We start from the raw sequence: 25,298 nt of genomic DNA, 5'->3' as shown, positions 1-25,298 counted from the left end.
TGGATAATAAGACTTATGTGGATGCGATTATCAGTTACAAACTAGATCCTACAGAGACTGAGTTTGAAACTAACTATCAAAAGCTTTATTTTAAGTTTAAAGACAAGCAATTAATCATTGGTGAGTAGTTTTATTATCAAAATTAAATATAAAATTTTGGTAAAGTTTTATAAAAAACGAACTTCTCTTAACCCTTGTTATTACTGGGTTGAGGGGAGTTTTTTTATATGGTATACTAGTATCAGTAGCTGTGATTAGTATGAGGTACTAAAAAAAGGCTTGATTTTTGAGATTTTGTTGTTATACTTTATATTAGTAGCAGGTACTAAAATATAGTACTAAAGGATGGTAAGAATATGCCTAGAATGGTTAAGAAAGAAAGACTTGTTAGGTTAAGTGAGGAGATTGAAAAGAATCCTTTCTTAAGAGATGAAGAACTTAGTGAGATGTTTGATGTTTCTATCCAGACAATCCGTTTAGATAGAATGAGTTTAAATATTCCTGAGTTAAGAGAACGTATGAAGTCCGTTGCTACAGAAATGCACGACAAGGTTAAAACCTTAAGTCGTGGTGAAATCGTTGGTGAACTTATCGATTTACAGTTGAATCAAAGTGGTATCTCATTTTTAGAAACTGATAAAGACATGGTATTTACTAAGACGCAAATTGTTAAAGGTCATTATATCTTTGCCTTAGCAGAATCACTAGCAATGGCAGTTATAGATGCACCCGTAGCAATTACAGGTGTTGCCAACATCAAGTACAATGTACCGGTGTTTGCAGAACAGCGTTTGATTGCAAAGGCTAATGTAACACGTATTCGTGATAACAAAGAATACTATGTACATGTAATGGTCAATGTAGGGGACAACCAAGTTTTTAGAAGTAAATTTATTCTGACAGCAATAGATGTAGAAGGAGCAAAGAATGAGAATAGCAATTGATGCAATGGGTGGCGATCATGCCCCTGTTGAAACTGTAAAGGGTGCCGTAGAAGCTTTAAAAGAGATTTCTGGTACAATGGTACTTCTTGGTAACGAAGATGCGATTAAGGCTGAACTGGCTAAGTATACATATGATGAATCAAGGATTGAAATCATTCCAACGACAGAAGTTGTTGAGAACGAGGACAAACCAGTTATCGCAATTAAGCGTAAAAAAGATTCTTCAATGGTAGTTGGCTTTGATAAAGTTAGAAAAGGCGAGATTGACGCATTGATCTCAGCAGGCAATACAGGTGCATTATTAGCTGGTGGATTACTTCGAGTAGGAAGAATCAAAGGTGTAGACAGACCGGCTTTAACAACAGTATTCCCTACATTTAGTGGTATGTTTGTTATGGCGGATGTTGGTGCTAATGCAGAATGTAAAGCAAGAAACTTATTAGAATTCGGTATTATGGGTTCTATATATGCAAAAGATGTTTTGGGTATTGATAATCCTAAGGTAGGTCTTATCAATATTGGTACTGAAGAAGGTAAAGGTACACCAGTAATCAACGAAGCATATCAGCTTTTAAAAGAGTCTGATTTAAACTTCATTGGTAACGTAGAAGCAAGAGACATTCCTGAAAGAAAAGCAGACGTTTTAGTTTGTGATGGTTTCACGGGAAATGTTGTTCTTAAACTTACAGAAGGTGTTGCTAAATCTTTCATGGGTGAATTAAAAAGTATTTTCTTATCTAATACATTAACTAAGATTGCAGCAGGTCTTGTTAAAGGCAAGTTGTCAGACTTAAAGGTTAAGATGGATTATACGGAGTATGGTGGTGCACCTCTTTTAGGTGTTAAAGCACCAATCGTAAAAGCTCATGGTTCCTCAAATGCCAAAGCATTTAAGAATGCAATTAAGTATGCTGAGAAATACGTCTCAAATAATATTATAGAAAAAATCTCCTCTCAAGTACAAACGGAGGATGATGAATAGGAGTTGTCTATATGAGTATTAGAGCAGGTTTCTTAGGAACTGGTAGTTGCTTACCGGAAAAGGAAGTAACAAACTTTGACTTAGAAAAGATAGTAGATACAAATGACGAATGGATTAGAACTAGAACAGGGATCTCATCTAGAAGAATAGCAGATGATCAAACAGCGACATCTGACTTAGCCTATGGCGCTTCGTTAAAGGCTATGGAAGCCGCTGGTGTGACTGCTGAAGAACTAGATATGATTATTGTTGCTACAATAACACCTGATAATTCTTTTCCTTCGACAGCTTGTACACTTCAGGATAAATTAGGCGCAGTGAATGCAAGTGCTTTTGATGTAAGTGCTGCATGTTCAGGTTTTGTATATGCATCGACAGTTGCTATGCAGTTTGTTGAATCTGGTGCTGCTAAAAACATCTTAGTTGTAGGTGCAGAGACATTATCAAAGATATTAGATTTTACTGATAGAAATACTTGTGTATTATTTGGTGATGGTGCTGGTGCTGCTATTATTGGTCCAGTTGAATCTGGCGGAATCGTTGCTATGGAATTAGGCGCAAAGGGTTCTGGTGGTAAGTTCTTATCACAACCAGCTGGTGGTTCAAGAATGCCTGCTACTAAAGAAACTGTAGACAACAGATTACACTACATCAAAATGGATGGTAGTGAAGTCTTTAAATTTGCTGTAAGAATTATGGCTTCTTCTTCACAGAAGGTAATTGAAAAGGCTGGATGGAACATGGATGAATTAGATTATCTTGTACCACACCAGGCTAATATCAGAATTATCAATTCTGCTGGTAAAAAATTAAAGTTACCTGCTGACCGTGTTCACGTGAACTTAGATAAGTTTGGTAACACATCGGCCGGATCTGTTCCAATCGCTTTAGATGAGGCGGTAAGATCAGGTAAGATTAAAAAAGGTGACAAAGTTGTATTAGTTGCATTCGGTGGTGGTTTAACTTGGGGTGCACTGGCAGTAGAATTTTAGGAGGAAGCATGAGTAAAATAGCATTTGTATTCCCAGGCCAAGGTGCTCAATACGTTGGTATGGGTGAAGAATTAGCAAAAGAATATCCAGTAGCTTCAGAAGTCTTTAATCAGGCCTCTGAGGCAATTGGTTACGATATGAAAGAACTATGTTTTAATAGCTCAGCAGAGGAATTAAAACTAACTGAAAAAACACAACCTTCTATTTTAACGGCATCAATTGCTGTATACAAGGTTATGTTAGAAAAAGGTATTAAGCCTGAAGCTGTTGCTGGACTTAGCCTTGGCGAATATTCAGCCTTAGTTGCATCAGGTGTACTTGATTTATCAGATGCAGTTAAAGTGGTTCGTCAAAGAGGTAAGTACATGCAAGAAGAAGTACCAGTAGGTGTTGGTGGTATGGCTGCAATCCTTGGTTTAGATGGTGCTTTAGTAGAAGAGGCATGTGCTGAAACTGAAGGTGTTGTAGAGCCTGCAAACTACAATTGTCCTGGACAACTTGTAATTGCTGGTGAATTAGCTGCTGTTGAAAAAGCTTCGGAAAAGTGTAGAGAAAAAGGTGCTAAAAAAGCAGTTATGCTGCCTGTATCAGCGCCATTCCATACTTCAATGTTAAAGGGTGCTGGTGAAAAACTTGCCGTAGAATTTGAAGGTGTATCTTTTGGTCCTATGACGTATCCGGTAGTTGCAAATGTTACTGCTGATTATGTAGAAAATTCTGATGCTGTTAAAGGCTTGTTGATTGATCAGGTTTCATCTCCAGTAAAATGGGAAATGTCAATCAGAAAACTTGTGGAAGATGGATTTGATACATTCGTTGAAATAGGTCCTGGTAAGGCATTATCAAAGTTTATAAAGAAAATTTCTAGGGAAGTAACCATCTTAAATGTTGAAGATGTGGCTTCATTGGAAAAGACACTTGCTAAATTGGAGGCTTAATATGTTAGAAAATAAAGTTGCAGTTGTAACTGGTGGTTCTAGAGGTATTGGTAAGGCAATCGCTTTAAAGCTTGCATCTGAAGGTGCTAATATTGTTGTTAACTATACTTCAAACTCTACGGCTGCTGATGAAGTAGTTAAAGAAGTTGAAGCACTAGGTGTTAAAGGTATCGCAGTCAAAGCTAACGTTTCAGTAGCTTCTGATATAGAAAATTTAATTAAAGAGACAGAAAGTCAATTAGGTAAGATTGATATTTTAGTCAATAACGCTGGTATTACAAGAGATGGTCTTTTAATAAGAATGAAAGAAGAAGACTTTGATCAAGTAATTGATGTCAACTTGAAAGGTGTTTTCTTAGCAACTAAATTAATTGGTAAGAAAATGCTAAAGCAAAGAGCAGGTGCTATTGTTAATATCACATCTGTAGTTGGTTTAATGGGCAATGCTGGTCAAGCAAACTATGCGGCTTCTAAAGCTGGTGTCATTGGTTTTACAAAGTCAGTTGCTAGAGAGTTTGCTTCAAGAGGCATTCGTGTCAATGCTGTTGCCCCTGGTTTTATTGAATCAGATATGACAGCAAAATTAGATGAAAAAGTTGTAGAAAACTACATGACAGCAATTCCACTTGCAAGATTTGGTTCTGCAGCAGATGTAGCAAACACAGTTTCATTCCTTGTAGGAGATCAGTCTGCATATATTACTGGTCAAACTTTACAAGTGGATGGTGGTATGTATATTTAACCCTTAGGGTTTTGTATAAAATAATATTTATAAGGAAAAGGTGAAAAGTATGTTTGAGAAGGTTAAAGAAATTATTATTGATCAATTAGGTTTAGAAGATGATGTTAAGATTGAAAGAACAACTTCAATGATGAAAGATTTAGAAGCAGACTCTTTAGATGCTGTTGAAATCATCATGGCTTTTGAAGATGAATTTGATATTGAAATTCCAGACGAAGAAGCTGAGAAGTTTGATAACATCGGTGACATCGTAGACTACATTGAATCAAAAGTAGCTTAATCAAAATCTTAAAGGCTTGATATTTTCAAGCCTTAACTTTTAGCAATTATAATTTTAAATTATTTAAATATATTTTGGAGGATAACATGAAAAGAAGAGTTGTCGTAACAGGTATTGGTGCAGTGACACCAATCGGTCACGGAAAAGATGCATTCTTTAATGGTTTAAAAACAGGTAAAAACGGCGCTAGTATGATTGATGCCTTTGATACGACTGACTACACAACACAGGTAGCTTGTCAAATCAGGGACTTCGATCCTAGTGAGTATATCAATAAAAAAGAAGCAAAGCGTATGGACAGATTTGCGCACTTTGCTATTGCAGCTGCACAAATGGCTCATACAGATTCAAAAATGGATTTTGAAAAGACTGATATGACACGTGTTGGTGTTATTATGGGGTCTGGTATTGGTGGTATCCAAACTTTAGAAGAACAACATAAGAAGTTGGTTGCCAAAGGCCCTAAGAGAGTGAGTCCTTTCTTAATTCCAATGATGATTACAAACATGGCTTCAGGTATGGTTTCTATGGATTTAGGTGCTCAAGGTCCTAATACAACTGTTGTTACAGCTTGTGCTTCTGGTACACATGCAATTGGTGATGCTTTTAAAGTGATTCAGCGTGGTGATGCAGATGTTATGTTTACAGGTGGTGCAGAAGCATCAATATGTGAACTGGGTATGTCGGGCTTCTGTACAATGAAGGCTATGTCAACAAGAAATGATGATCCGCTGACTGCTTCTAGACCATTTGATGAAGGCCGTGACGGTTTTGTAATGGGTGAGGGTGCTGGTGTATTGGTACTTGAATCATTAGACCATGCAAAAGCACGTGGTGCTGAAATTTATGCAGAAGTAGTGGGTTATGGTGCAACAGCAGATGCTTACCATATTACAAGTCCTGCACCAGGTGGTGAAGGTGCTGCTAGATGTATGAAGATGGCCATGAATGATGCTGGTATCGAGCCAACTGCAATTGATTATATCAATGCACATGGTACTTCAACGCCATACAATGACAAGTTTGAGACTATGGCTATTAAGTCAGCTTTAGGTGACCATGCTTATAATATCAATGTGTCGTCAACTAAGTCAATGACAGGTCACTTATTAGGTGCATCTGGTGCAATTGAGGCAATCGCTTCTGTTATGGCTGTACATGATGACTTTGTACCACCAACAATCAACTTACACAATCAAGACCCAGAGCTTGATTTAAACTACACACCTAATACAGGTGTAGAAAAAGTTGTTAATTACGCTTTATCTAACTCGTTAGGTTTTGGCGGCCATAATGGTACATTAATTGTTAGAAAGTTTGAAGAGTAATACTTTTCAGCTTCACTTATAAACATTGTACGACGAAGACTCCTAGGAGTCTTTTCGTGCTTTTTGTAAAAAGTACATAAAGAAAATTTGTGTTAATTTCCCGACTTATAACTCGAACTATGAAATAGACTCTATTTGTAGTCGGAATTGTCTGAACTCGACATGATTTTGACTTGTTTCAGTATATTTTTTATGTTTGTCAAGAAAAAAAGCGTTCTTGACAGAAAAAATTGTAATGAAAACATTATCCTAATTTGTAGTAAAGATATATTGGGATTTTATTTAATATGTAGTATGATATAAAATAGAGTTTACTCTAAAACATTATCTACATATTAAAGGGGAGAAAACATGAAAAGTACAAAGAGAATTAGTGTTGTTCTTGTATTGACGATGTTATTCACACTGTTTGCAGGTTTACCTGCTACTGCGGTTGCTGAAGAGACTACAGTTACTACAACTGCAACAACAACAACAACTGAAGAAGTTGTTGAAGCAAACACAATTGACATTATTACTTTCAACGACTTCCACGGTAACGTGGCAGAAGATACGAGAGACTGGGGTAAGAACCTTGGTATGTCAAAAATGGTTGGTAAAGCTAACGAGTTAAAAGCGGCAAATCCTAATACGATTTTCATCGCTGGTGGTGACAACTACCAAGGTACTGCAACTTCTAACTTAACACATGGTGCACCAGTAACTGATATGATGAAGGCTATGGGCGTTGTTGCGTCTGCAGTTGGTAACCATGAGTTTGACTGGGGTAGAGAGTGGATTACTAAATGGGCTGAAGAAGGTAACTTTACTTACTTAGCTTCAAACATTTATGATACTGCTACAAATGAGCCTGTAGAATGGGCTAAGCCTTATATGGTTATTGAACAAGGTGGTATTAAGATTGGTTTAATCGGTCTTGCTCACCAAGATACTTTAACTTTAACTAAAGCTGAGCATGTTTCAGGATTAGAGTTTAGAGATCCTATCGTTGCTGCTCAAGAGTGGATTGACTTCTTACAAGCTGGTAAGGCTGAAGAAGGTACACCAGACGTAATCATTGCTGTAACTCACTTAGATTCTAAGCAAGATTCAGAAACAAAAGTAATCACTGGTACTGCTGCTGAGGTAGCTGAAGGTGTAACTGGCTTAGATGCAATTATTTCTGCACACAGCCATAAGACTGTTGCTGGTAATGTAAATGAAGTAGCAATTGTACAAGCTTATAAGTATGGTAGATCTTTAGGTAAATTAGCAATTGAGTTAAATGAAGATGGTACGGTTAAAGATGTAGTAGCTACAGTGGATAACACTTACAAGACTAAGTCAGATATCATTCCTGATGCTGCGACTCAAGAAGTATTCGCTTCTTACGAAGAAAAAGTTGGTCCTGTATTAAACGAAAAAGTTGGAACTGCTACTGCAGAATTTGATCATGAATTACCAAACGTAACTCAATTAGGTCTATGGACTTGTGAAGTAATGGCAGAAAAAGCTGGTACAGACATTGCTGTTCAAAACGGTGGTGGTTTAAGAAGATCACTCTACGCTGGTGATATCACTATGGGTGACATGTATGAAATCATGCCATATGACAACCAGTTAATTAAGATGGACCTTCCAGGTAAAGATTTAAAAGCTGTTATCGAAAACGGTTTATTAAACCCAGATGTACGTGATGGTTCATTCTCTGGTTTAAAAGCAGTTTATGATCCTAAAGCAGAGTTTGGTTCTAGACTTGTTTCTTTAACTTTATTAGATGGTACACCAATTGAAGATGATAAACTATATAGCGTAGCTACAAATGATTTCATCTTTACAGGTGGTGACAAGTATAACTTTACAAATGCTCAAAATGACGTGGATACTTTCATTCCAATTAGAGATGTAATGGTAGATGCTATCAAGGCAACTGGTTCTATTTCACCTAAGACTGTTGATGTATTAACAGAAAAAACTGTTGATTTAGAAATGTATACAGTTGTAGCTGGCGATGTTCTTTGGAAGATTGCTAGAGATAACAAAACAACAATTCAAGTTATTGTTGATATCAATCAAATTTTAGATCCAAACTTCATTTTAGTTGGACAACAATTAAAATTACCTGTAGAATAATGTTGAGATAGCCTCCTTATGGAGGCTTTTCTTTTGGAAGTTTTAGGAGGATTTAAGGAGAGTCATAATGAAGAAATTACTTATGATTTTAATGATTTTACTTTTGGTAACAGGTAGTGTGTTTGCTACAGATGCAGAAGAAGCTGACAAGCTAGACCAAGAGTTAGAAGATTATTATGAAGATAGTATGAGACCCGAATATACAGCTGTTAAGGCGAGGATTATTGAAATCACATTAGACGAAACCAAAGAGGAACGGCCAGACGTACCTTTGCAATCAGACAGGCGTTACCAGCATATTAAAATAGAGTTGATAACAGGAAGCCATACAGGTGAGGTTTATACAGTACAAAATATTATAGAAATGATAAACCCATATAAGTTAATTTTTGAACCTGAAGATAAAATGCTCCTGCGTATGTTTGAAGATGAAGATGGCCAGATTTATTCTCTCCAAATTGTAGAGAAGGTAAGAGAACAGTATGTCTATGCTGCAGTACTTGGTTTCTTAATTCTCTTAACAGTTATTGGTGGAAAAAACGGTATCAAATCTGTACTGAGCTTAATATTTACAGGTGGTATTATTGTATTAGTATTGGTACCTATGATCTTAAATGGGTACAATCCGATTTTATCTTCTACTTTTATATGCATTGTAACAACAGTTGTAACCTTATTACTGATTGTAGGAAGAAATAAAAAGACCTTGTCAGCGATTTTAGGGACTGTTATAGGGTTGATGATTGCTGGGTTTGTTGTTTTTGTTATTGGTAATGGTGCTCAGTTAACAGGATTGAGTGGAGATGAGGCTCAAATGCTTGCTTATGTGCCACAAAAGTCATTCTTAGACTTTAAGGGTATATTATATGCTGGTATTTTAATAGGTGCTTTAGGTGCTATAATGGACGTTACTGTTTCGGTTGCATCTTCTATGTATGAAATTGAAAGTGTACATCCGGAAATTACAACTAAAGAACTCATTAAGTCTGGATTAAATGTCGGTCGAGATATTATGGGGTCAATGTCAAATACATTGATACTTGCTTATACAGGTGGTGCGCTTCATCTAATGCTTTTATTCAATGCATTTAACATGTCCTTTACAGAAATTATCAATATGGATATGATTGCATCTGAAGTAATTAGAGCTGTTGCAGGAAGTACTGGTCTTATTATGGCGATTCCGCTGACCGCTATTATTTCTGGTTTTAATAGAGTCAAAAAAGTTTAAAAGGATCTTTCGATCCTTTTTTAGTAGACATTTATTATATACTCAACAAAAGTATTCTTTTCGTAATCAGCCATATCGGCCAGCTCGCCTTCGGTGGTTACACTAAAGTTCTCCGTTAAATAGTCAGCCATTTCGCTTTGATCAATCTCCTCATTAAAAGGTATAAGTGCTTGGTACAAGTTTAAAAATTGAGGATTGTCTAGGTCAATAACCTCTTCAAAAATTTCGTTTAATATTTCTAAATTTAATTCTTCCATGTCTTAACTCCTTATGATAATTTTGTGCAAGTAAAATTATAATAAATAATTCTTTGCTTGTAAATAATATTTGAAAAAATTCATTTTTTCTATATATGTGTTATAATAATTTTCGGAGGTGTTGATATGAAAACAAATAAAAACAGATTGGTTATGCAATCACTTCAAGGAAAGATTCATCATCCACTTGGTGGAAATTATAGAATAACTCATGAGGGAGATCCTCGCATTTTACCAGCTACAGGCGGTATTACATACAATGTAAAGGTTGGAGATCCAGCATTTGGTTGGGCTGGAGACCATGTAGAGCCAGGTGTTTCTATTCGTAATGAAAATGCCAGTGAAAATGCTGCCCTCAATACATTTGCATGTGTTGGAAACACAGCGAAAGTTGTATCTGGAGATGCCAAAGGGGCGAAAGGCTATGTTATTGGTGTTCATGGTGGTATCGACCATGTCATGATCTCATTTTCGCAAGAGGATTTAGAAAACATGGCCATTGACGATAAAATTTTAATTAAGGGTCATGGACAGGGCATGCAGCTTCTGGATTATCCTGAAGTTAATGTGATGAGTATCGATCCTGAGCTTTTCGAGAAAATGAACATACAAGAGGTAGATGGTCAGCTAATCGTTGATGTTGTAGCAGAAGTGCCAGCTTACCTAATGGGTTCAGGCATAGGTTCTCCTAGTGCTTATACAGGTGATTACGACATTATGACTGCTGATACAGATGCCATTAAGGAATTTGGTCTAGACAAATTATGTTTTGGTGATATTGTTCTTCTTAGAGACTGTGACAACTCTTTTGGTAGAGGTTATCTAAAAGGTGCTGTGAGTATTGGTGTCATCATGCACAGTGACTGTGTTAAAATGGGCCATGGTCCAGGTGTATCGGTTATTATGACGACGAAGAAGCCGCTTATAAAAGGTCAGATGAATCCTCAAGCCAATATAGGTAAGTACTTAGAAAAAGCCTAATTTACATGTGTTTATGAATCCTTCACTCAGGTGGAGGATTTCTTATCCTTAGGATTAAAAAAATAAATCCTAAAAAAGTCTTATATAGGGCATGAACGCTTTATTTTTAAGGTCAAAAATTATATAATTATATTTGAATTACTCAATTAGATAGGTCATAAAATTTATGATTTTTCTAATTTAGTAATTCTTCGAAAGGAGAGTGTATGAAAAAACTAAATGAGTTAGAAAATCTTCTGGGTTACCAATTTAAGAACCCAGACCACTTGAGGCTTGCCCTTACCCATAGTTCTTATGCCAATGAGTTAAGAGATAGAAAAGCAGAATACAATGAAAGACTGGAGTTTTTAGGTGATTCTGTACTGGGTGTTATTATCAGTGAATATGTTTACAAGAAAAATCCTGATTTTAAAGAAGGTGAGCTGACCAAAACAAGATCAAAAATCGTATGTGAGGCGACACTTGCTGAAGTGGCTTCAGAAATAGAACTTGGTGAATACATGCTGTTTGGTAAAGGTGAAGCCTTGACCGGTGGCCGTACCAGAAGATCTATTTTAGCGGATGCCTTTGAAGCCCTGATTGCAGCGCTTTATTTAGATGGTGGCTTTGAAGTTGTAAGACCCATCATTTTTGACTTGATGGCAGAAAAAATCGACTTGGTTGAAAGAGGCCTGATCGTTGATGATTATAAGACCCACTTACAAGAGATTGTTCAAATGAAAAAGGACAACAGAATCAAGTATGAACTCTTAGAAGAAAAAGGACCGGACCATAGAAAGCTATTCAGAACAGCTGTAAAAATAAACGCTGCTGTTATCGGAATTGGTGAAGGTAGGTCTAAAAAGGAATCCGAGCAAGAAGCTGCTAAGATGGCTTTAAGGAGTGGTAAAATTGAAGCACTTTAATATTCCTATATTTGTCCCACATGAAGGATGTCCTCATGATTGTGTCTTTTGCAATCAAAAATCTATCACAGGTGTAAAGGAATCATTTGATATAGGTCGTGTAAAAAAGACCATTGATGATCATTTGGAGAGTATCCATAAGACCTATGATGAATGTCGTGTGGAAGTTGCCTTCTTTGGTGGTTCTTTTACAGGTATTGAAGTATCCAAGCAAGAAGCTTATCTTAACTTAACAAAAGCGTATTTAGATGCAGGTCTAATTGATGGTGTCAGGCTGTCGACTAGGCCTGATTATATTGATAAGACTGTTTTGGACAGACTGGATTATTATGGTGTTACAACCATAGAATTAGGTGTTCAGTCCTTGGTGGAAGATGTATTAGAATCAGCAAACCGAGGACATGATATCGCTTGTGTGGATAAGGCCTGTGCATTGATTAAGAAAAGAAAATTTAAGTTAGGCCTTCAGATGATGATTGGCCTGCCAGGGGATACATTAGAAAAGTCTCTTGTTACAATGGAAAAAATCATATCTCTTAAGCCAGATATGGTCAGGATATATCCAACCATCGTCATAGAAAATACCGACTTAGCAGTTCTCTATAAAAAAGGTTTTTATAAACCTTTAACTTTAGATCAAGCCGTCAACTGGTGTGCAGTCCTTTATAAGCATTTTACCCACTATGGTATACCTGTCATACGTATGGGATTGCAGGCCAGCGAGTCTTTAAGTGAAAGTCTTGCAGGGCCATATCATCCTTCCTTTAGACAGTTGGTTGAAAGCAAACTCTATTACGATGTTTTAGATGGTGTTCTAAAGCCTGGAAGGGTATCTGTTTATGTTCATCCAAAGGAAATTTCTTTTCTCGTAGGACAAAAGAGAGACAATTTAAATCGTTTAGAAAAAAAGTATGGTATAAAAAAGATTTCTGTTTATCCAAAAGACATGGACTCTAATGAGTTTGAAGTGCACATGAATGGTCAAGTCTTTAAAGTCCCTAAAATGACTGTTAAATAGGGTCGTTTTATGAGATAATATTAAGGATGTGTATTAAGGTAGGTGTATAGTGTATTTAAAGCGTTTAGAAATGAGAGGATTTAAATCCTTTGCAGATAAAACTCACATAGACTTTGACAATGGCGTTACTTGTATAGTAGGGCCTAATGGTTCTGGTAAGTCTAATATCACAGATGCTGTTAGGTGGGTGCTAGGTGAACAGAAAGTAAAAACACTTCGTGGTAATAAAATGGAAGATATCATTTTCAATGGTACAAAACATCGTAAAAAGCTTGGGATGGCTGAAGTTACGCTTGTTTTTGATAACTCTGAAAGGTTTTTTGCTTTAGACTACAATGAAGTAAAAGTTTGTCGTAGAGTTTACCGTTCGGGTGAAAGTGAGTATCTTATAAATGATACCAACTGTCGATTAAAAGATGTCCGTGATTTATTTATGGATACTGGTATCGGTACAGATGGTTATTCTATTATTGGTCAGGGACGTATTGAAAGGGTATTATCTAATAATCCTGATGAAAGACGTCAGTTGTTTGAAGAAGCTGCTGGTATTGTAAAATATAAGACTCGTAAAAGAGAAACAGAAAGAAAACTAGACAATACAGAGCAAAATCTGATTCGTATTGAAGATATATTCAGTGAACTGGCTGGCCGTGTGGAACCACTTAGAATTGAGAGTGAAAAAGCCAAACGTCACTTGGTTTTAAATGACCGATTATCAGAGCTTGAACTCAATTTGTTTATTAATGAAATTGAAAGTGTTGATAAAAAGATTAAAAAAGAAGCTGCGAATATATCAGAAGCTTCTGAAACCCTTGAAAAGAAGAATGCTTCTCAAAAGGGGCTTTTAGAAAAGCGTGATGGTTTCTTTAAATCCATTGAAGAGACTAACGAAAAACTGACCCATCTTCAAAATTCATTCTATGAAGACAAGAATGTCATCGCAGGTATTGATGGTGACATGAATGTAGTTAAGGCAAAAATGGATGCCAATTTGGCAGAAGATGAGCGTTTGAAGCATGTTTTAAAGGAAAACCAAGATAAGCTTGTCGTTTTAAAAGAAGACAAGAAAAAAGCCATTGATGAGAAGAATACCTTGATGGGGAACATCGAGGGAATCAAGAATGAGATATCTACAAAACAGCATAAGTTTGAAGAGGTCTCAGGCAACTTGTTCGATGCAGAAAATGCCAGTGAATCTCATAGACAGGCCATTGTGTCTAAAATGAATGAAGCTGAAAAAAATAAGAGTGAAATCAATTCTTACCATACCATTTTGGAAAACCATATGGCAAGAAGGGAAGTTCTTAATAAGGAAATTCAAGAAACCGACCAGTTAATTGAGGATGCCAAGCAAAAGGAAAAAGAGCATGATCATCAGTTATCAAGCTTAAAGACATCTGAAGATGAACTTGTAAAAAAGATTTCTACAACCAAGTCTCAATTAGAGGGATTTGAGAAAGAACTTCAAAACAACAATGTCAGGATCAATGACAATCGTAAAAAACTAACGGAATATACAACAGAATCCACTTTACTTAAGCAGATGGAAAAAGACCATGCCGGTTATGATCACTCGGTTAAGAAAGCCCTTCAATTAGTTGATAAGAACGACAAATTAAAGGCTGGTATGAATGGTGTTGTGGCGTCTTTGATGTCTATTCCTAAAAAGTATGAGACTGCTTTAGAAGTTGCTCTGGGTAAGTCCATTCAGAACCTTGTCGTAGAAAGACCTGATGATGCCAAAAGCATGATTGCTGAATTAAAGCGTACACGAGGTGGTCGTGTAACCTTTATTCCATTAAGTACAATCAGAGCCAAGGGTGATCAGGAAAAGAACTTAAAGGCTTTAAATAATATCAAGGGTTATATCGGTAAGGCCAATGAGCTTTTTGACTACGATCCAAAATATGATGTCCTTTTTGACTACTTGGTAGGTCGTACCGTCATTGTTGAGGATGTAGATACAGCAACTGAAGCTTTAAAGATAAAGGATCTCAAGTACAAGGTAGTCACATTAGAAGGGGACGTTTTTATCCCTGGTGGTACCATTACTGGTGGTTCTTACAAATCTAAATCTTCTGGTATCTTAAGCCGTAAACGTAAGATTGAAGAACTCGATGAAAAGATTGTTTCGATTGAAGCAGTTATCAAAGAACTTTCTGATGTGATTCAAAAGTTAAGAGACGATCAAAAAGAGCTTAAATATGAGCTAGAGCAAAACAATAAGATCAGTGAAGAACTTCGTATGCAGATTGCCCGTAAGGAAAATGACATACAAGTTGTTAAAGATGAACTTAACAGGTTGATAGCCTTATCAAGTAAGAGGAAAAGTGAACATATCGTCATTGAAAATGATATCAAATCTGTTCATGATTCCATTACTTTAAAAGAAGATAGAATCAAGCTTTTAGAAGCTGAAAGTAAGGCTTTAGAAGAAACTATCAGTAAGGAAACAGAGATTCTTGAGTCTCTAAAGCATGAAATGCAGTCTTTAAGAGAAAACTTAACAGAGATCCGTGTTAAGAATGCATCTTTACTAGAGACTTTAAAGAATGCCGAACTTTCTATCGAAAGAATAGAAGGCACCCATAATGAATTGCTCAAGCAATCAGATGAGGGTCAAAAGCTTTTAAATGAAGGTGTCATGAAGCTAAATGCATATAAGGATGAGTTGAATCTACTTGATGCTAAGAAAGAAGACATCATCAAGGCGTCTTCTACTAAACATATTGAGATTGAGAAGTTACAAAAATCTGTCGAGTCTAGTGAAAAGTCCATTCATGAGATCAATACAAACAACAAGGCTATCTTTGATGAAATAGAAGAAATCAAGAATACCCTTCATAAGTATGAAATCAAGAAGGCCAAGTTTGATGTACATCGTGAGGATATCGCTGAAAGATTATTTGAACGTTATGAAATGACGCCTGAGGATGCTATCAAGTGTAAAAAAGACATTGATATGTCAGGTGCCAATAAAGAAATAAAAGAGATCAAAAGGGAATTAAAGATCATTGGTGATGTTAATGTTCATGCCATTGAAGAATATGAAGAAGTTTACGAACGTTATCATTTCTTGAAGGAACAACATGATGACCTTGTAGAAGCTAGAAATGCCTTGAAGAGACTGATAAGAGAACTTGAAAAGGAAATGAAAGAGAACTTCTTAACGTGCTTTGAGGTGGTTAAAGTTCACTTTGCTGAAATCTTTGAATCTCTGTTTGTAGGTGGAACTGCAGAACTTGCATTAATGGATCCTGAAAATGTATTGGAATCAGATATTGCAATCAATGTTCAACCGCCAGGTAAGAAGCTACAGAATATTTCCTTACTTTCAGGTGGTGAAAAGGCTCTTACAGCCATTGCATTATTGTTTGCCATCTTAAAGACTAAACCTGCTCCTTTCTGCATCCTAGATGAGATAGAGGCAGCACTTGATGACGTTAATGTTTACAGATTTGCAGATTTCTTAAAAGAGTTTACGAGAAATTCTCAGTTTGTAATCATTACCCATAGAAAAGGCACCATGGAAATTGCCGATAACTTGTTTGGTGTAACCATGCAGGAATTCGGTGTGTCAAAAATGATTTCTGTTAAATTAGAAGATGCAATTTTAGAGTAAGCGGAGGACAAAATGTTTAAGAAATTGTTTGGTAAGAAAAAGAAAGAAGATGAAATCATCGATCAAGAACTTGAGCTTTCAGGTGAGGAAGTTCAGGAAGACGATATCATAATAGACGAAACACCAGAAGAGGCTTTTGAAGAAGCTGTCGAGGAATCAGTAGTAGAAGAAGTCGAAGAAGTTTCAGAGGCATCTGCTGAGGTAATAGAGCCTGTAGAAGAAGTGGTAGAAACTGAAGAATTCGTTGAACAAGTTATAGAAAAGCCTAAGAAGAAATCTTTCTTTGCTAAGCTTCAAGAAGGTCTTATGAAAACTCAAAAGAACTTCACTGATAAGATTGATAACTTAATCAACAACTATGGCAAGATTGATGATGAGCTTTTAGAGGAAATCGAAGAAATCTTGGTTATGGCCGATGTTGGTATGTCTACGACAATGGATATCATTGAAAAACTTCGTGAAGAGTTGACTGCTAGAAAGATCACGGATTCTAAAGACGTTAAGCCTGTTCTAAAAGATGTTCTTGTAGAAATGATGACACATGAAGAGCCGGGTCTTAGAGTAGACAACCCACCATCAATTGTCTTTGTTATTGGTGTAAATGGTGCAGGTAAGACAACTTCTATAGGTAAAATTACAAATTTACTTAAAAATGATGGTAAGAATGTACTTTTGGCTGCTGCAGATACATTTAGAGCAGCTGCAATCGATCAATTAAAGGTATGGGGTGACAGATCATCTGTAGATGTCATTGCTCAATCAGAAGGTTCTGATCCAGCGGCAGTGGTTTATGATGCGGTTCATGCTGCAAGATCTAGAAAGTCTGATGTTTTAATTGTAGATACGGCAGGTAGACTTCATAACAAGAAGAACTTAATGATGGAACTTGAGAAAGTGTTTAAGGTAGTAGAAAGAGAATACCAAAATGCTGAAAAGGAAGTTTTACTTGTATTAGATGGTACAACTGGACAAAATGCTATTCAGCAAGCTAAGTTGTTTAAGGAAGTAACACCTATCAGTGGCATTGTATTAACAAAATTAGATGGTTCTGCTAAAGGTGGTGCTGTTATTTCAGTCAATCATGAGCTGAATATTCCAGTTAAATTAATCGGTGTAGGTGAGGGGATTGACGACCTTCAAAGGTTTGATCCACGTGCATTTGCGGATGCTTTATTAGGTGAATAAAATTTAATAAAATATATCGTATAAAAGTCTTGACTTTATGTCAGGACTCTTATATAATTCTTCTGTAAAGTAAATAACCTTTACAGCAAGGAGATAAAATGTTATCGAAGAAGATGATGGTTGCTGAGTTATTCGCTTTCTATGGTGAATTGTTAACAGACAAGCAAAAAGATATATTAACCTTATACTGTTTAGATGATTACTCTCTTGGTGAAATCGCTGAGGATTTATCAATAAGCCGACAAGGTGTACACGATACAGTAAAACGTGCAACCAAAACGCTTGAAGATTACGAATCAAAATTAGGATTGATGGATAAGTTTAATAAGAACAATCTACTTTTAAATGATATCCAGTTAAAAATGATGAATTTATCTCAAATAGTGGATGGCGATTCTGAAGTCCTTCGTAAAGAAGTTAAAAATGTCATTGGAATTGTGACCCGCGACATCGATGAGATGATAGAATAGAGGGCAATATGGCTTTTGAAAGTTTAGCAGAAAAACTTCAGGGCACCTTTAAGATGCTGAGAGGCAAAGGTAAACTGAATGAAAAAGATATAAAGGCTGCCATGAGAGAGATCAAGCTAGCACTTCTTGAAGCAGATGTTAACTTTATGATCGTTAAGAAGTTCATAAAGACGGTTTCTGAGAGAGCTGTTGGCGAAGATGTAATGAAAAGTCTGACACCTGGTCAGATGGTAGTTAAGATAGTAAATGAAGAGTTAACTAAGTTAATGGGTGAAAAAGTTGAGAAACTTGAGCTTTCATCTCAACCGCCGACAATTATCATGCTTTGTGGTTTGCAGGGTGCTGGTAAGACAACCATGGCTGGTAAGTTAGGTAACTTCTTAAAGAAACAAGGTAAAAAACCATTATTGGCTGCTTGTGATATTTACAGACCTGCTGCTATCAAGCAGTTACAAGTGGTTGGTGGACAATTAGATATTCCTGTATTTGCTATGGGTCAAGAAGATCCTAGAAAGATTGCAAAGGAAGCTTTAAGAGAAGCACAGATCAAAGGTTTTGATGTACTGATTGTCGATACAGCTGGTCGTTTGCACATTGATGAAGCTTTAATGGATGAGTTAGAAGATGTAAAGGGCATTATTAAGCCGCATGAAATTCTTTTAACAATTGATGCCATGACAGGTCAGGATGCTGTTAATGTCGCTGAAACATTCAACGAGAAGTTAGATGTAACAGGTGTTATCTTAACAAAGCTTGACGGTGACTCACGTGGTGGTGCTGCCTTATCTGTAAGATCCGTTACAGGCAAGCCAATCAAGTTTGTCGGTGTTGGTGAAAAACTAACAGACCTTGAAGAGTTCCATCCAGATAGAATGGCTTCAAGAATACTAGGTATGGGTGATGTTTTATCATTAATTGAAAAAGCAGAGCAAAACCTAGATGAAGAAAAAATGAAAAAGTTAGAAGCGAAAATGAGAAAAAATGAGTTTGACTTAGAGGATTTCTTAGACCAGCTTCAACAAATGAAAAATATGGGGCCTATTGGCGACCTATTAAAAATGATTCCTGGTGTGAACAATAAAGCACTTAAGAATATAGATATCGATGAGAAGGAATTTTTAAGACTTGAGGCCATCATTCAATCAATGACGCCGAAGGAAAGACAAAATCCTGAAATCATCAATGCGAGCAGAAGAAAAAGAATTGCTGCAGGTTCTGGTGTAACAGTCAATGCTGTTAACAAACTGCTTAAGCAACATGCTCAAACAAAGAAGATGATGAAGCAATTCAACAATCCTGCATTCGCAAAGAAAATGAAAAAAGGTGGCATGGGGTTACCATTTTAAACGGTTAGTATTAGTATAATTACTATAAAAATTTTATATACCTAGGAGGTAGAATTATGGCAGTAAAGATTAGAATGAAGAGAATGGGTGCAAAGAAGAAGCCTTTTTATAGACTAGTAGTTGCAGATTCTCGTTCACCAAGAGATGGTAGAATTATCGAGCAAGTTGGTTACTACAACCCAATGAACGAAGAAAAGACTTTAAAAGTTGACGCTGAGAAGGTTCAAAAGTGGTTATCAAATGGTGCTCAACCAACTGAGACAGTAAAGAGATTATTAAAGGCTGAAGGTATTATCGAGAAGTAATAATAACTAGGAGGTGTCCGAATGGGTGAACTGGTTAAATTAATTGCTCAATCGTTGGTAGATCAACCTGAAGCAGTTTCTGTTAGTGAAGTTGAAGGCGCTCAATCAATTATTGTTGAGTTAAGAGTGAGTCCTGATGATATGGGAAAAGTAATCGGCAAGCAAGGTCGTATTGCTAAAGCTATCAGAACAGTTGTTAAGGCAGCTGCAACAAAATCTAACAAAAGAGTAACTGTAGAGATTATTCAAGACTAAATACACTGCATAGCAGTGTATTTTTTTTGCTATTTGGAGATGTTTTACAAAGGACCTATATTTTCTGTTTCGTAGATCGCTTGAAATCGTATGCTAGAAGGCATGATTTATGTAAAATAAGCTTACACAAAAGCTCGCTCAGCTAAGTATTCATGTATTTTCAGTATAAATAGTATAAGTATAAAATACTCAAAAAAATACATTTTGATTTTGCATGAATATTAGGCGTGTGATTAATTATGCAAGATTGTGAAATAAAATACTAAGTTTTTTCGTTTCGAAAAGTTTACATGTCTTGTGAATTGTTGGAAAAATGCGCCCAAAACCGGTCTGTAGCTGCAGGAAAACCTTTGCATAAACATAAAATTGAGAAAAAAATAACCCAATTTGGTCTATTGTGTTTAAATACTAAAAAATTCTGAACTTTATAAATTTTTAACAAATTTTCATCTAAATCGTATTTTTATGTATTTTTTTGTGACGCTTATAATATAATAAAGATGAATTTATTAAAGGGGGGAATTATTTTGAATCAAAATCAAAAGAAACAAGCAACATTGTGGCACGCACTGGTACCAATTATTTTCCTTATGGTTACATTAACTTATGTAATCAGAAATGACGGTGAAGTGCATATTCCATTATTCTTATCTGCAATCGTAGCTGCAGTATTCGCTATGGTCGTACTTAAGTTTTCATGGGTAGAGTTAGAAGAAGGTATTGTAGACGTTATTAAAATGTCTATGGGCGCAATCATTATCTTAATGATCATCGGTATGGTAGTAGGTACTTGGATTGCCTCTGGTATCGTTCCAACTATGATTTACTACGGTCTTAAAGTATTATCACCTAGTATTTTCTTAGTAGCTACACTGATCATGTGTTCTATCGTATCGTTAGCGACTGGTTCTTCTTGGACGACTGCTGCTACTGTCGGTGTTGCATTAATGGGTGTTGGTGTTGGTCTTGACATGAATCCTGCAGTAGTTGCTGGTGCAATCATCTCAGGTGCATACTTTGGTGACAAGATGTCTCCATTATCTGACACTACAAACTTAGCTCCAGCAGTTTCTGGTGCTACATTATTTGATCATATCAAGCATATGATTTACACAACTGGTCCATCTTATGTGATCGCATTAATCGTTTTCGGTATCATGGGTCTTTCTGCTTCAGGTAATGCAGATACTCACAGTATCAACGAAATGTTAACAGTTTTAGAAGCTAACTTCTCAATCAATCCATTATTATTATTAATTCCAGTAATCGTAATCGGTGCTGTAGTTATGAAAGTACCAGCTATCCCGGGCTTATTCGGTGGAGCTTTACTTGGTGGTTTAGCTATGATCTTCTTCCAAGATGGTTATAACTTATTGAGCATGTTTGACGTTATGCAAAATGGTGTATCTTATGCTACTGGTTCTGACGTTATTGACTCACTACTTAGCCGTGGTGGTTTACAATCAATGATGTGGACTATTTCACTTATCTTATGTGCATTAACATTTGGTGGTGTTATGGAAAAGACTGGTATGTTAAGAGCTTTAGCTGATGGTATTTTATCTTTACTTAAAGGTAGAGGTGGTCTTGTATTATCTACAGTATTAACTGCTGTATTTATGAACTTAGTTGCTGGTGACCAATACTTAGCTATCGTTATTCCAGGTAGAATGTACAAAGAATCTTATGACAAACTTGGCTTACATCCTAAGAACTTATCAAGAGCTCTAGAGGATTCAGCTACATTAACATCTCCACTTATTCCTTGGAACACATGTGGTGCTTACATGTACGGTTCATTAGGTTTAGAGTCATTAGGCGTTGGTATCTTCGGTTACCAAATCTACTGTATCCTTAACTTAATCAACCCAATCTTATCTGTAATCTACGGTTACACAGGATTCTCAATGCATAAAGCTGAAGCAACTGAAGAAGCTGCATAATACAATTAAGCCAGATTTTTATCTGGCTTTTCATATTTTTTGATTGACTTTTTTTTGCGTCTGGTGTAACATACACATAAGTAAAGACTGTGAAGAGATGAGTAGCATAATAAAGCTTTAAGAGAGCATCTGGTTGGTGAAAAGATGCAGTGAAATTATGTGAATAAGGCCTTGGAGTTTCTTGTAAAGCAAGACGGGTACTCCCGTTATAGAGTAGAGTATGATAGTACTTGTTAAGGTTCATGCAGTGATGTATGAATAAATTGAGGTGGTAACGCGAAGTAACTCTCGTCCTCAAGACAATGGTCTTGGGCACGGGAGTTTTTATATTGTACACGTGCTCAATCGAGAAAGGAGAACGTAAATGAGTAATCAAGAAAATCAAGTAGTAAGAAAATTAACTGAGCAAGAACAAATCAGAGTTGATAAGATTGAATGGTTAAGATCTAAAGGTGTTGATCCATTTGGACATAAGTTTGCACCAACACATTATTCAGTTGCTTTACAAGAAAAGTATGCTGAAACGACTAAAGAAGAATTAGAAGAGATGGCTGTAGCTGTAAAGGTTGCAGGTAGAATTATGACAAAGCGTGGTAAGGGTAAAGCAGGTTTTATGCATATCCAAGATAACGACGGTCAAATTCAGATCTATCTTCGTCAAGATAAGTTATCAGAAGTGGAATTTGAGTTATTCCAAAAGTGTGATATCGGTGACATCGTAGGTATTGTTGGTACTGTATTTAAAACTAAGACTGGTGAAGTTAGTGTTAAAGCAACTGAATATCACCACTTAACAAAAGCACTTAAGCCGCTTCCAGAAAAATTCCATGGTTTAACTGATGATGAAACAAGACTTCGTAAGAGATACTTAGACATCATCATGGATAGAGATGTAAAGGAAATCTTTTTAAAGAAGCAAAAGTTCTGGGCTACTATTAGAAATTACATGATCGACCATGATTTCTTAGAAGTAGAAACACCAATTCTTGAAACTTCTTCAGGTGGTGCTGCAGCTACACCATTTGCAACACACCACAATGCACTAGACATCGATGTATTCTTAAGAATTTCTATGGGTGAGTTATGGCAAAAGAAATTACTAGTTGCTGGTTATGAAAAGACTTTTGAAATTGGTAGACAGTTTAGAAACGAAGGTATGAGTCCTGAGCATTTACAAGACTACACTCAAATGGAGTTTTACTGGGCTTATGCAGATATTGATGATGGTATGGAGTTTACAAAAGACTTATATAGAAAGATTACACATGCTGTAATGGGTTCTTCTAAGTTTACAACTCGTGGATTTGACATCGATATGGATGCTGAGTGGAAAATCTATGATTTCGAAACAATCATCGAAGAAACAACTGGCGTTAACGTATTTACTGCAACTAAAGAAGAAGTAGAGAAGAGATTAGATGATTACCATGTAGAGTTTGATCCTAACTTAGGCTACTGGAGACTGATTGACGTGCTTTGGAAGGTTGTAAGAAAAGACTTATCTGGTCCTGGTTTCTTAGTAGGTCAACCAGTTCAGTTAAACCCACTACCAAAGAGAATGCCTGGTGATGATAGAAAAGTTGCTCAAATGCAAATTATCCTTGCTGGTTCTGAAATGGGTAACGGTTATACAGAGCTTAACGATCCATTAGATCTTGAAAGCAGATTCAAAGAGCAAAGAGAAATGGGTGAAGCAGGTGATGAAGAAGCACATGAGCATGATGAAACATTCATTGAAGCATTAAGATATGGTATGCCACCAGCTTATGGCTTTGGAGTATCAGAGAGATTATTCTCAGTCATGATGGATAAGCCAATCAGAGAATGTGTTGCATTCCCATTAATGAGACCAAGATCATAAATTTATTATTTAGGCCTTACTATTCAATTAGTAAGGTCTTTTTATAGCGTGCAGAAATGTTTAGCAAGTATATGCAAGAAATGAATGAATTTTATACTGTCAAATAAAGAACACCTAATCCAAATGGACTAGGTGTTCTTATGATAGCTGAATATGTTTAAACTTTTTAAGTTAAAGTCTAATTAACTAAGCACTTGCGGCAGTTTTGACATCTGTCCCATTGTTTAGATAAGTCAGAGATTGAACGTCTTGCAAAAACACAGGGGATATTTCTATCTTTTGTTACTTTTTTAACACGTTCAGTTAAGCGATGTTCTAAGAAATCATACAAACATATTACCATACCGATATCTTCTGGTATGTCCATCTTTCTCATACCTTTTTTTCTGCCGTCCCAGTGAATGATTTCTTCAATGCCTTGTTTATGTAAAAATTCTGGTATATTACCTAGTTTATCTGCACCTATTATTAATGCCGCCATATAATCCTCCTTTGATAACGATTCTCATTTACATAATAATATCATAATTCCTAGTAAAATGGAAGGGATTAAATAATTTTAGTTTCTTGTTTTGATTAGAAGAATGATTTATAATTAAAGAGGGTGGAAAATGGTAGGTATGACGAAATTACAGAAAAAAATTCTTGATGATTTATATAGGCGTGATATACTGAATGAGGAAATTCATTTTTCTGCTGAATCCTATGATTTAGAAGAAGTTGATAAGATTATGAGAACACGTGAGTTGGTTTATATTTTAGACCAAATGAGCGCTATGAAAGTAATTGATGCTGATGACTTTTATCTGGAATCTGGTATGGTTTCCTTTGAATATATGAATAAGGCTGTAGAAATTATAGAAGACCGTGTCAAAATCAGTAAACTGGGTATTAACTATGTAGAAATGAAAAAAATGAAAGGTTTCACGAGGGCTTATAATGCTCTAAAGTTGTGGCTGAATAAGCAATTTCTTGACAGACCTTTCAAATATTTGATTTCTCATTTGATTGCATTTGTCTTAGGAGCCTTGGCATTCTATGGAATCACCCAATTTATGTAAGGAGCTATCATGAGTTATAAGAATATCAGTGCGGCAGTAATGGAGCAACTTGGTATTGAGGAAGATGAAGATCCGCTAGAGGTTGCACCTGCAATAGTATCAGACGAAATTCTTGATTTAAAGTCAAAGTTAAAAGAAAAAGATGAAATCATTCTTAGGTTAGAGACCTTGATTAAGACCTTAAACAAGCGTGTTGATCACTTAGAAGAGATGTATTATGAGTTAAAAAGTATAAAGAGGTGAGTCATGAAGATTTTATCCAACAAGGCGAAATGCTTGCTTTGTGGTGATGTTATAACAAGCACAAATGAAAAAGATTATGTTTACTGTCAGTGCAAAGCCCTTGCAGTATCTGGCGGTCAGGTGGCCATTTTGAGACTGGGTCATCACAATCATTTTGTGGAGTTAAGTGAAAAAGATTATAGCTAATGTTACAGAATTATTACACCACGTTAAGGGCTTGTAATAAAAATAAGCATGCTTTATACTTAAGTTGTAAGTTATTAAAGTATGTATTTAAGAAAGGAGGTTACGAAATGA

General features: G+C 36.1%; 25 protein-coding genes and 1 other annotated feature. Of the genes, 23 read left to right on the top strand and 2 right to left on the bottom strand.

Annotated features, from left to right (window positions below):
• The first annotated feature begins 356 nt into the window (after window positions 1-356).
• The 9 genes from fapR to EZV73_RS12275 all read left to right on the top strand — a co-directional run bounded on the left by fapR (window position 357) and on the right by EZV73_RS12275 (window position 9,549).
• Window positions 357-944, top strand: a complete 588-nt coding sequence (gene fapR, locus EZV73_RS12315; protein WP_240840622.1) for a transcription factor FapR — start codon at window positions 357-359, stop codon at window positions 942-944.
• Window positions 928-1,926 carry a phosphate acyltransferase PlsX gene (gene plsX / locus EZV73_RS12310; protein ID WP_240840621.1) on the top strand — a complete coding sequence of 333 codons (999 nt, stop codon included), beginning with the start codon at window positions 928-930 and terminating at the stop codon, window positions 1,924-1,926. The genes fapR and plsX overlap by 17 nt, the downstream gene beginning before the upstream one ends.
• A gap of 11 nt (window positions 1,927-1,937) precedes the next feature.
• The gene (locus EZV73_RS12305) at window positions 1,938-2,918 is read left to right on the top strand and encodes a beta-ketoacyl-ACP synthase III (RefSeq protein WP_255813294.1); all 981 of its coding nucleotides are present in this window, start codon (window positions 1,938-1,940) and stop codon (window positions 2,916-2,918) included.
• Window positions 2,919-2,926: 8 nt separating this feature from the next.
• Window positions 2,927-3,856 carry an ACP S-malonyltransferase gene (gene fabD, locus EZV73_RS12300; protein WP_240840620.1) on the top strand — a complete coding sequence of 310 codons (930 nt, stop codon included), beginning with the start codon at window positions 2,927-2,929 and terminating at the stop codon, window positions 3,854-3,856.
• Between the two features lies 1 nt (window position 3,857).
• Window positions 3,858-4,598 carry a 3-oxoacyl-[acyl-carrier-protein] reductase gene (gene fabG, locus EZV73_RS12295; RefSeq protein WP_240840619.1) on the top strand — a complete coding sequence of 247 codons (741 nt, stop codon included), beginning with the start codon at window positions 3,858-3,860 and terminating at the stop codon, window positions 4,596-4,598.
• Window positions 4,599-4,647: 49 nt separating this feature from the next.
• Window positions 4,648-4,878, top strand: a complete 231-nt coding sequence (gene acpP / locus EZV73_RS12290; protein WP_240840618.1) for an acyl carrier protein — start codon at window positions 4,648-4,650, stop codon at window positions 4,876-4,878.
• Between the two features lie 86 nt (window positions 4,879-4,964).
• Window positions 4,965-6,206: a beta-ketoacyl-ACP synthase II gene (gene fabF, locus EZV73_RS12285; protein ID WP_240840617.1), complete on the top strand. Its 1,242-nt coding sequence runs from the start codon at window positions 4,965-4,967 to the stop codon at window positions 6,204-6,206.
• 351 nt (window positions 6,207-6,557) lie between these two features.
• Window positions 6,558-8,318 carry a 5'-nucleotidase C-terminal domain-containing protein gene (locus tag EZV73_RS12280; RefSeq protein WP_240840616.1) on the top strand — a complete coding sequence of 587 codons (1,761 nt, stop codon included), beginning with the start codon at window positions 6,558-6,560 and terminating at the stop codon, window positions 8,316-8,318.
• A gap of 67 nt (window positions 8,319-8,385) precedes the next feature.
• Window positions 8,386-9,549 carry a YibE/F family protein gene (locus tag EZV73_RS12275; protein WP_240840615.1) on the top strand — a complete coding sequence of 388 codons (1,164 nt, stop codon included), beginning with the start codon at window positions 8,386-8,388 and terminating at the stop codon, window positions 9,547-9,549.
• Between the two features lie 20 nt (window positions 9,550-9,569).
• On the opposite strand, the gene EZV73_RS12270 is transcribed toward EZV73_RS12275, so the two are convergent.
• Window positions 9,570-9,806, bottom strand: coding sequence for a hypothetical protein (locus tag EZV73_RS12270; RefSeq protein ID WP_240840614.1), 237 nt, complete (start codon window positions 9,804-9,806; stop codon window positions 9,570-9,572).
• Window positions 9,807-9,932: 126 nt separating this feature from the next.
• Between EZV73_RS12270 and EZV73_RS12265 the strand changes: the two genes are divergently transcribed.
• The 11 genes from EZV73_RS12265 to lysS all read left to right on the top strand — a co-directional run bounded on the left by EZV73_RS12265 (window position 9,933) and on the right by lysS (window position 23,697).
• A complete protein-coding gene (locus EZV73_RS12265; protein WP_240840613.1) occupies window positions 9,933-10,787 on the top strand; it encodes a DUF4438 domain-containing protein in 855 nt (284 codons plus the stop codon).
• A gap of 206 nt (window positions 10,788-10,993) precedes the next feature.
• Window positions 10,994-11,692 carry a ribonuclease III gene (gene rnc / locus EZV73_RS12260; RefSeq protein ID WP_240840612.1) on the top strand — a complete coding sequence of 233 codons (699 nt, stop codon included), beginning with the start codon at window positions 10,994-10,996 and terminating at the stop codon, window positions 11,690-11,692.
• Window positions 11,679-12,710: an elongator complex protein 3 gene (locus tag EZV73_RS12255; protein ID WP_240840611.1), complete on the top strand. Its 1,032-nt coding sequence runs from the start codon at window positions 11,679-11,681 to the stop codon at window positions 12,708-12,710. The genes rnc and EZV73_RS12255 overlap by 14 nt, the downstream gene beginning before the upstream one ends.
• A gap of 49 nt (window positions 12,711-12,759) precedes the next feature.
• On the top strand, window positions 12,760-16,332 hold the full coding sequence (smc, locus tag EZV73_RS12250) for a chromosome segregation protein SMC (RefSeq protein ID WP_240840610.1): 3,573 nt from the start codon (window positions 12,760-12,762) through the stop codon (window positions 16,330-16,332).
• A 12-nt stretch (window positions 16,333-16,344) separates the two neighbouring features.
• Entirely contained in the window at window positions 16,345-17,517 is a 1,173-nt protein-coding gene (gene ftsY / locus EZV73_RS12245) for a signal recognition particle-docking protein FtsY (protein WP_240840609.1), read from the top strand.
• Window positions 17,518-17,615: 98 nt separating this feature from the next.
• Complete coding sequence (gene ylxM, locus EZV73_RS12240; protein ID WP_240840608.1) at window positions 17,616-17,987, top strand: YlxM family DNA-binding protein; 372 nt, start codon at window positions 17,616-17,618, stop codon at window positions 17,985-17,987.
• A gap of 8 nt (window positions 17,988-17,995) precedes the next feature.
• Window positions 17,996-19,333, top strand: a complete 1,338-nt coding sequence (gene ffh / locus EZV73_RS12235; RefSeq protein WP_240840607.1) for a signal recognition particle protein — start codon at window positions 17,996-17,998, stop codon at window positions 19,331-19,333.
• 56 nt (window positions 19,334-19,389) lie between these two features.
• Entirely contained in the window at window positions 19,390-19,638 is a 249-nt protein-coding gene (gene rpsP, locus EZV73_RS12230; protein WP_240840606.1) for a 30S ribosomal protein S16, read from the top strand.
• 21 nt (window positions 19,639-19,659) lie between these two features.
• Window positions 19,660-19,893 (top strand): KH domain-containing protein, encoded by a 234-nt coding sequence (locus EZV73_RS12225; RefSeq protein ID WP_240840605.1) that lies wholly within the window; start codon window positions 19,660-19,662, stop codon window positions 19,891-19,893.
• A 527-nt stretch (window positions 19,894-20,420) separates the two neighbouring features.
• Window positions 20,421-21,836, top strand: a complete 1,416-nt coding sequence (gene nhaC / locus EZV73_RS12220; protein ID WP_240840604.1) for a Na+/H+ antiporter NhaC — start codon at window positions 20,421-20,423, stop codon at window positions 21,834-21,836.
• A gap of 80 nt (window positions 21,837-21,916) precedes the next feature.
• Window positions 21,917-22,135, top strand: a binding site (T-box leader).
• A gap of 65 nt (window positions 22,136-22,200) precedes the next feature.
• A complete protein-coding gene (gene lysS, locus EZV73_RS12215) occupies window positions 22,201-23,697 on the top strand; it encodes a lysine--tRNA ligase (protein WP_240840603.1) in 1,497 nt (498 codons plus the stop codon).
• Window positions 23,698-23,875: 178 nt separating this feature from the next.
• Here lysS and EZV73_RS12210 read toward each other — a convergent pair whose 3' ends face one another.
• Window positions 23,876-24,178 (bottom strand): DUF2325 domain-containing protein, encoded by a 303-nt coding sequence (locus tag EZV73_RS12210; RefSeq protein WP_240840602.1) that lies wholly within the window; start codon window positions 24,176-24,178, stop codon window positions 23,876-23,878.
• A gap of 130 nt (window positions 24,179-24,308) precedes the next feature.
• Between EZV73_RS12210 and EZV73_RS12205 the strand changes: the two genes are divergently transcribed.
• From EZV73_RS12205 to EZV73_RS12195, 3 genes are read left to right on the top strand one after another with little or no spacing between them, the layout of a single operon-like run.
• Window positions 24,309-24,758: a hypothetical protein gene (locus tag EZV73_RS12205; RefSeq protein WP_240840601.1), complete on the top strand. Its 450-nt coding sequence runs from the start codon at window positions 24,309-24,311 to the stop codon at window positions 24,756-24,758.
• Window positions 24,759-24,767: 9 nt separating this feature from the next.
• Complete coding sequence (locus EZV73_RS12200; RefSeq protein WP_240840600.1) at window positions 24,768-25,001, top strand: hypothetical protein; 234 nt, start codon at window positions 24,768-24,770, stop codon at window positions 24,999-25,001.
• 3 nt (window positions 25,002-25,004) lie between these two features.
• Window positions 25,005-25,187, top strand: a complete 183-nt coding sequence (locus EZV73_RS12195; protein WP_240840599.1) for a hypothetical protein — start codon at window positions 25,005-25,007, stop codon at window positions 25,185-25,187.
• The last annotated feature ends 111 nt before the right edge of the window (window positions 25,188-25,298 follow it).

Source organism: Acidaminobacter sp. JC074 (genome assembly GCF_022496765.1).
In the GTDB taxonomy this organism is placed as follows: Bacteria; Bacillota; Clostridia; order Peptostreptococcales; family Acidaminobacteraceae; genus JABXKX01.
Note: the sequence above shows the minus strand (reverse complement) of the source record. Positions and strands in the feature narration are given on the sequence as shown.

Coding starts and splice junctions, on each gene's coding strand:
- fabD (WP_240840620.1), top strand. CDS start 2,927: ATGAGTAAAATAGCATTTGTATTCCCAGGCCAAGGTGCTCAATACGTT.
- fabF (WP_240840617.1), top strand. CDS start 4,965: ATGAAAAGAAGAGTTGTCGTAACAGGTATTGGTGCAGTGACACCAATC.
- EZV73_RS12195 (WP_240840599.1), top strand. CDS start 25,005: ATGAAGATTTTATCCAACAAGGCGAAATGCTTGCTTTGTGGTGATGTT.
- fapR (WP_240840622.1), top strand. CDS start 357: ATGCCTAGAATGGTTAAGAAAGAAAGACTTGTTAGGTTAAGTGAGGAG.
- EZV73_RS12210 (WP_240840602.1), bottom strand. CDS start 24,178: ATGGCGGCATTAATAATAGGTGCAGATAAACTAGGTAATATACCAGAA.
- EZV73_RS12265 (WP_240840613.1), top strand. CDS start 9,933: ATGAAAACAAATAAAAACAGATTGGTTATGCAATCACTTCAAGGAAAG.
- EZV73_RS12270 (WP_240840614.1), bottom strand. CDS start 9,806: ATGGAAGAATTAAATTTAGAAATATTAAACGAAATTTTTGAAGAGGTT.
- EZV73_RS12200 (WP_240840600.1), top strand. CDS start 24,768: ATGAGTTATAAGAATATCAGTGCGGCAGTAATGGAGCAACTTGGTATT.
- acpP (WP_240840618.1), top strand. CDS start 4,648: ATGTTTGAGAAGGTTAAAGAAATTATTATTGATCAATTAGGTTTAGAA.
- rnc (WP_240840612.1), top strand. CDS start 10,994: ATGAAAAAACTAAATGAGTTAGAAAATCTTCTGGGTTACCAATTTAAG.
- ffh (WP_240840607.1), top strand. CDS start 17,996: ATGGCTTTTGAAAGTTTAGCAGAAAAACTTCAGGGCACCTTTAAGATG.
- rpsP (WP_240840606.1), top strand. CDS start 19,390: ATGGCAGTAAAGATTAGAATGAAGAGAATGGGTGCAAAGAAGAAGCCT.
- EZV73_RS12275 (WP_240840615.1), top strand. CDS start 8,386: ATGAAGAAATTACTTATGATTTTAATGATTTTACTTTTGGTAACAGGT.
- ylxM (WP_240840608.1), top strand. CDS start 17,616: ATGTTATCGAAGAAGATGATGGTTGCTGAGTTATTCGCTTTCTATGGT.
- plsX (WP_240840621.1), top strand. CDS start 928: ATGAGAATAGCAATTGATGCAATGGGTGGCGATCATGCCCCTGTTGAA.
- EZV73_RS12205 (WP_240840601.1), top strand. CDS start 24,309: ATGGTAGGTATGACGAAATTACAGAAAAAAATTCTTGATGATTTATAT.
- fabG (WP_240840619.1), top strand. CDS start 3,858: ATGTTAGAAAATAAAGTTGCAGTTGTAACTGGTGGTTCTAGAGGTATT.
- EZV73_RS12225 (WP_240840605.1), top strand. CDS start 19,660: ATGGGTGAACTGGTTAAATTAATTGCTCAATCGTTGGTAGATCAACCT.
- EZV73_RS12280 (WP_240840616.1), top strand. CDS start 6,558: ATGAAAAGTACAAAGAGAATTAGTGTTGTTCTTGTATTGACGATGTTA.
- lysS (WP_240840603.1), top strand. CDS start 22,201: ATGAGTAATCAAGAAAATCAAGTAGTAAGAAAATTAACTGAGCAAGAA.
- EZV73_RS12305 (WP_255813294.1), top strand. CDS start 1,938: ATGAGTATTAGAGCAGGTTTCTTAGGAACTGGTAGTTGCTTACCGGAA.
- ftsY (WP_240840609.1), top strand. CDS start 16,345: ATGTTTAAGAAATTGTTTGGTAAGAAAAAGAAAGAAGATGAAATCATC.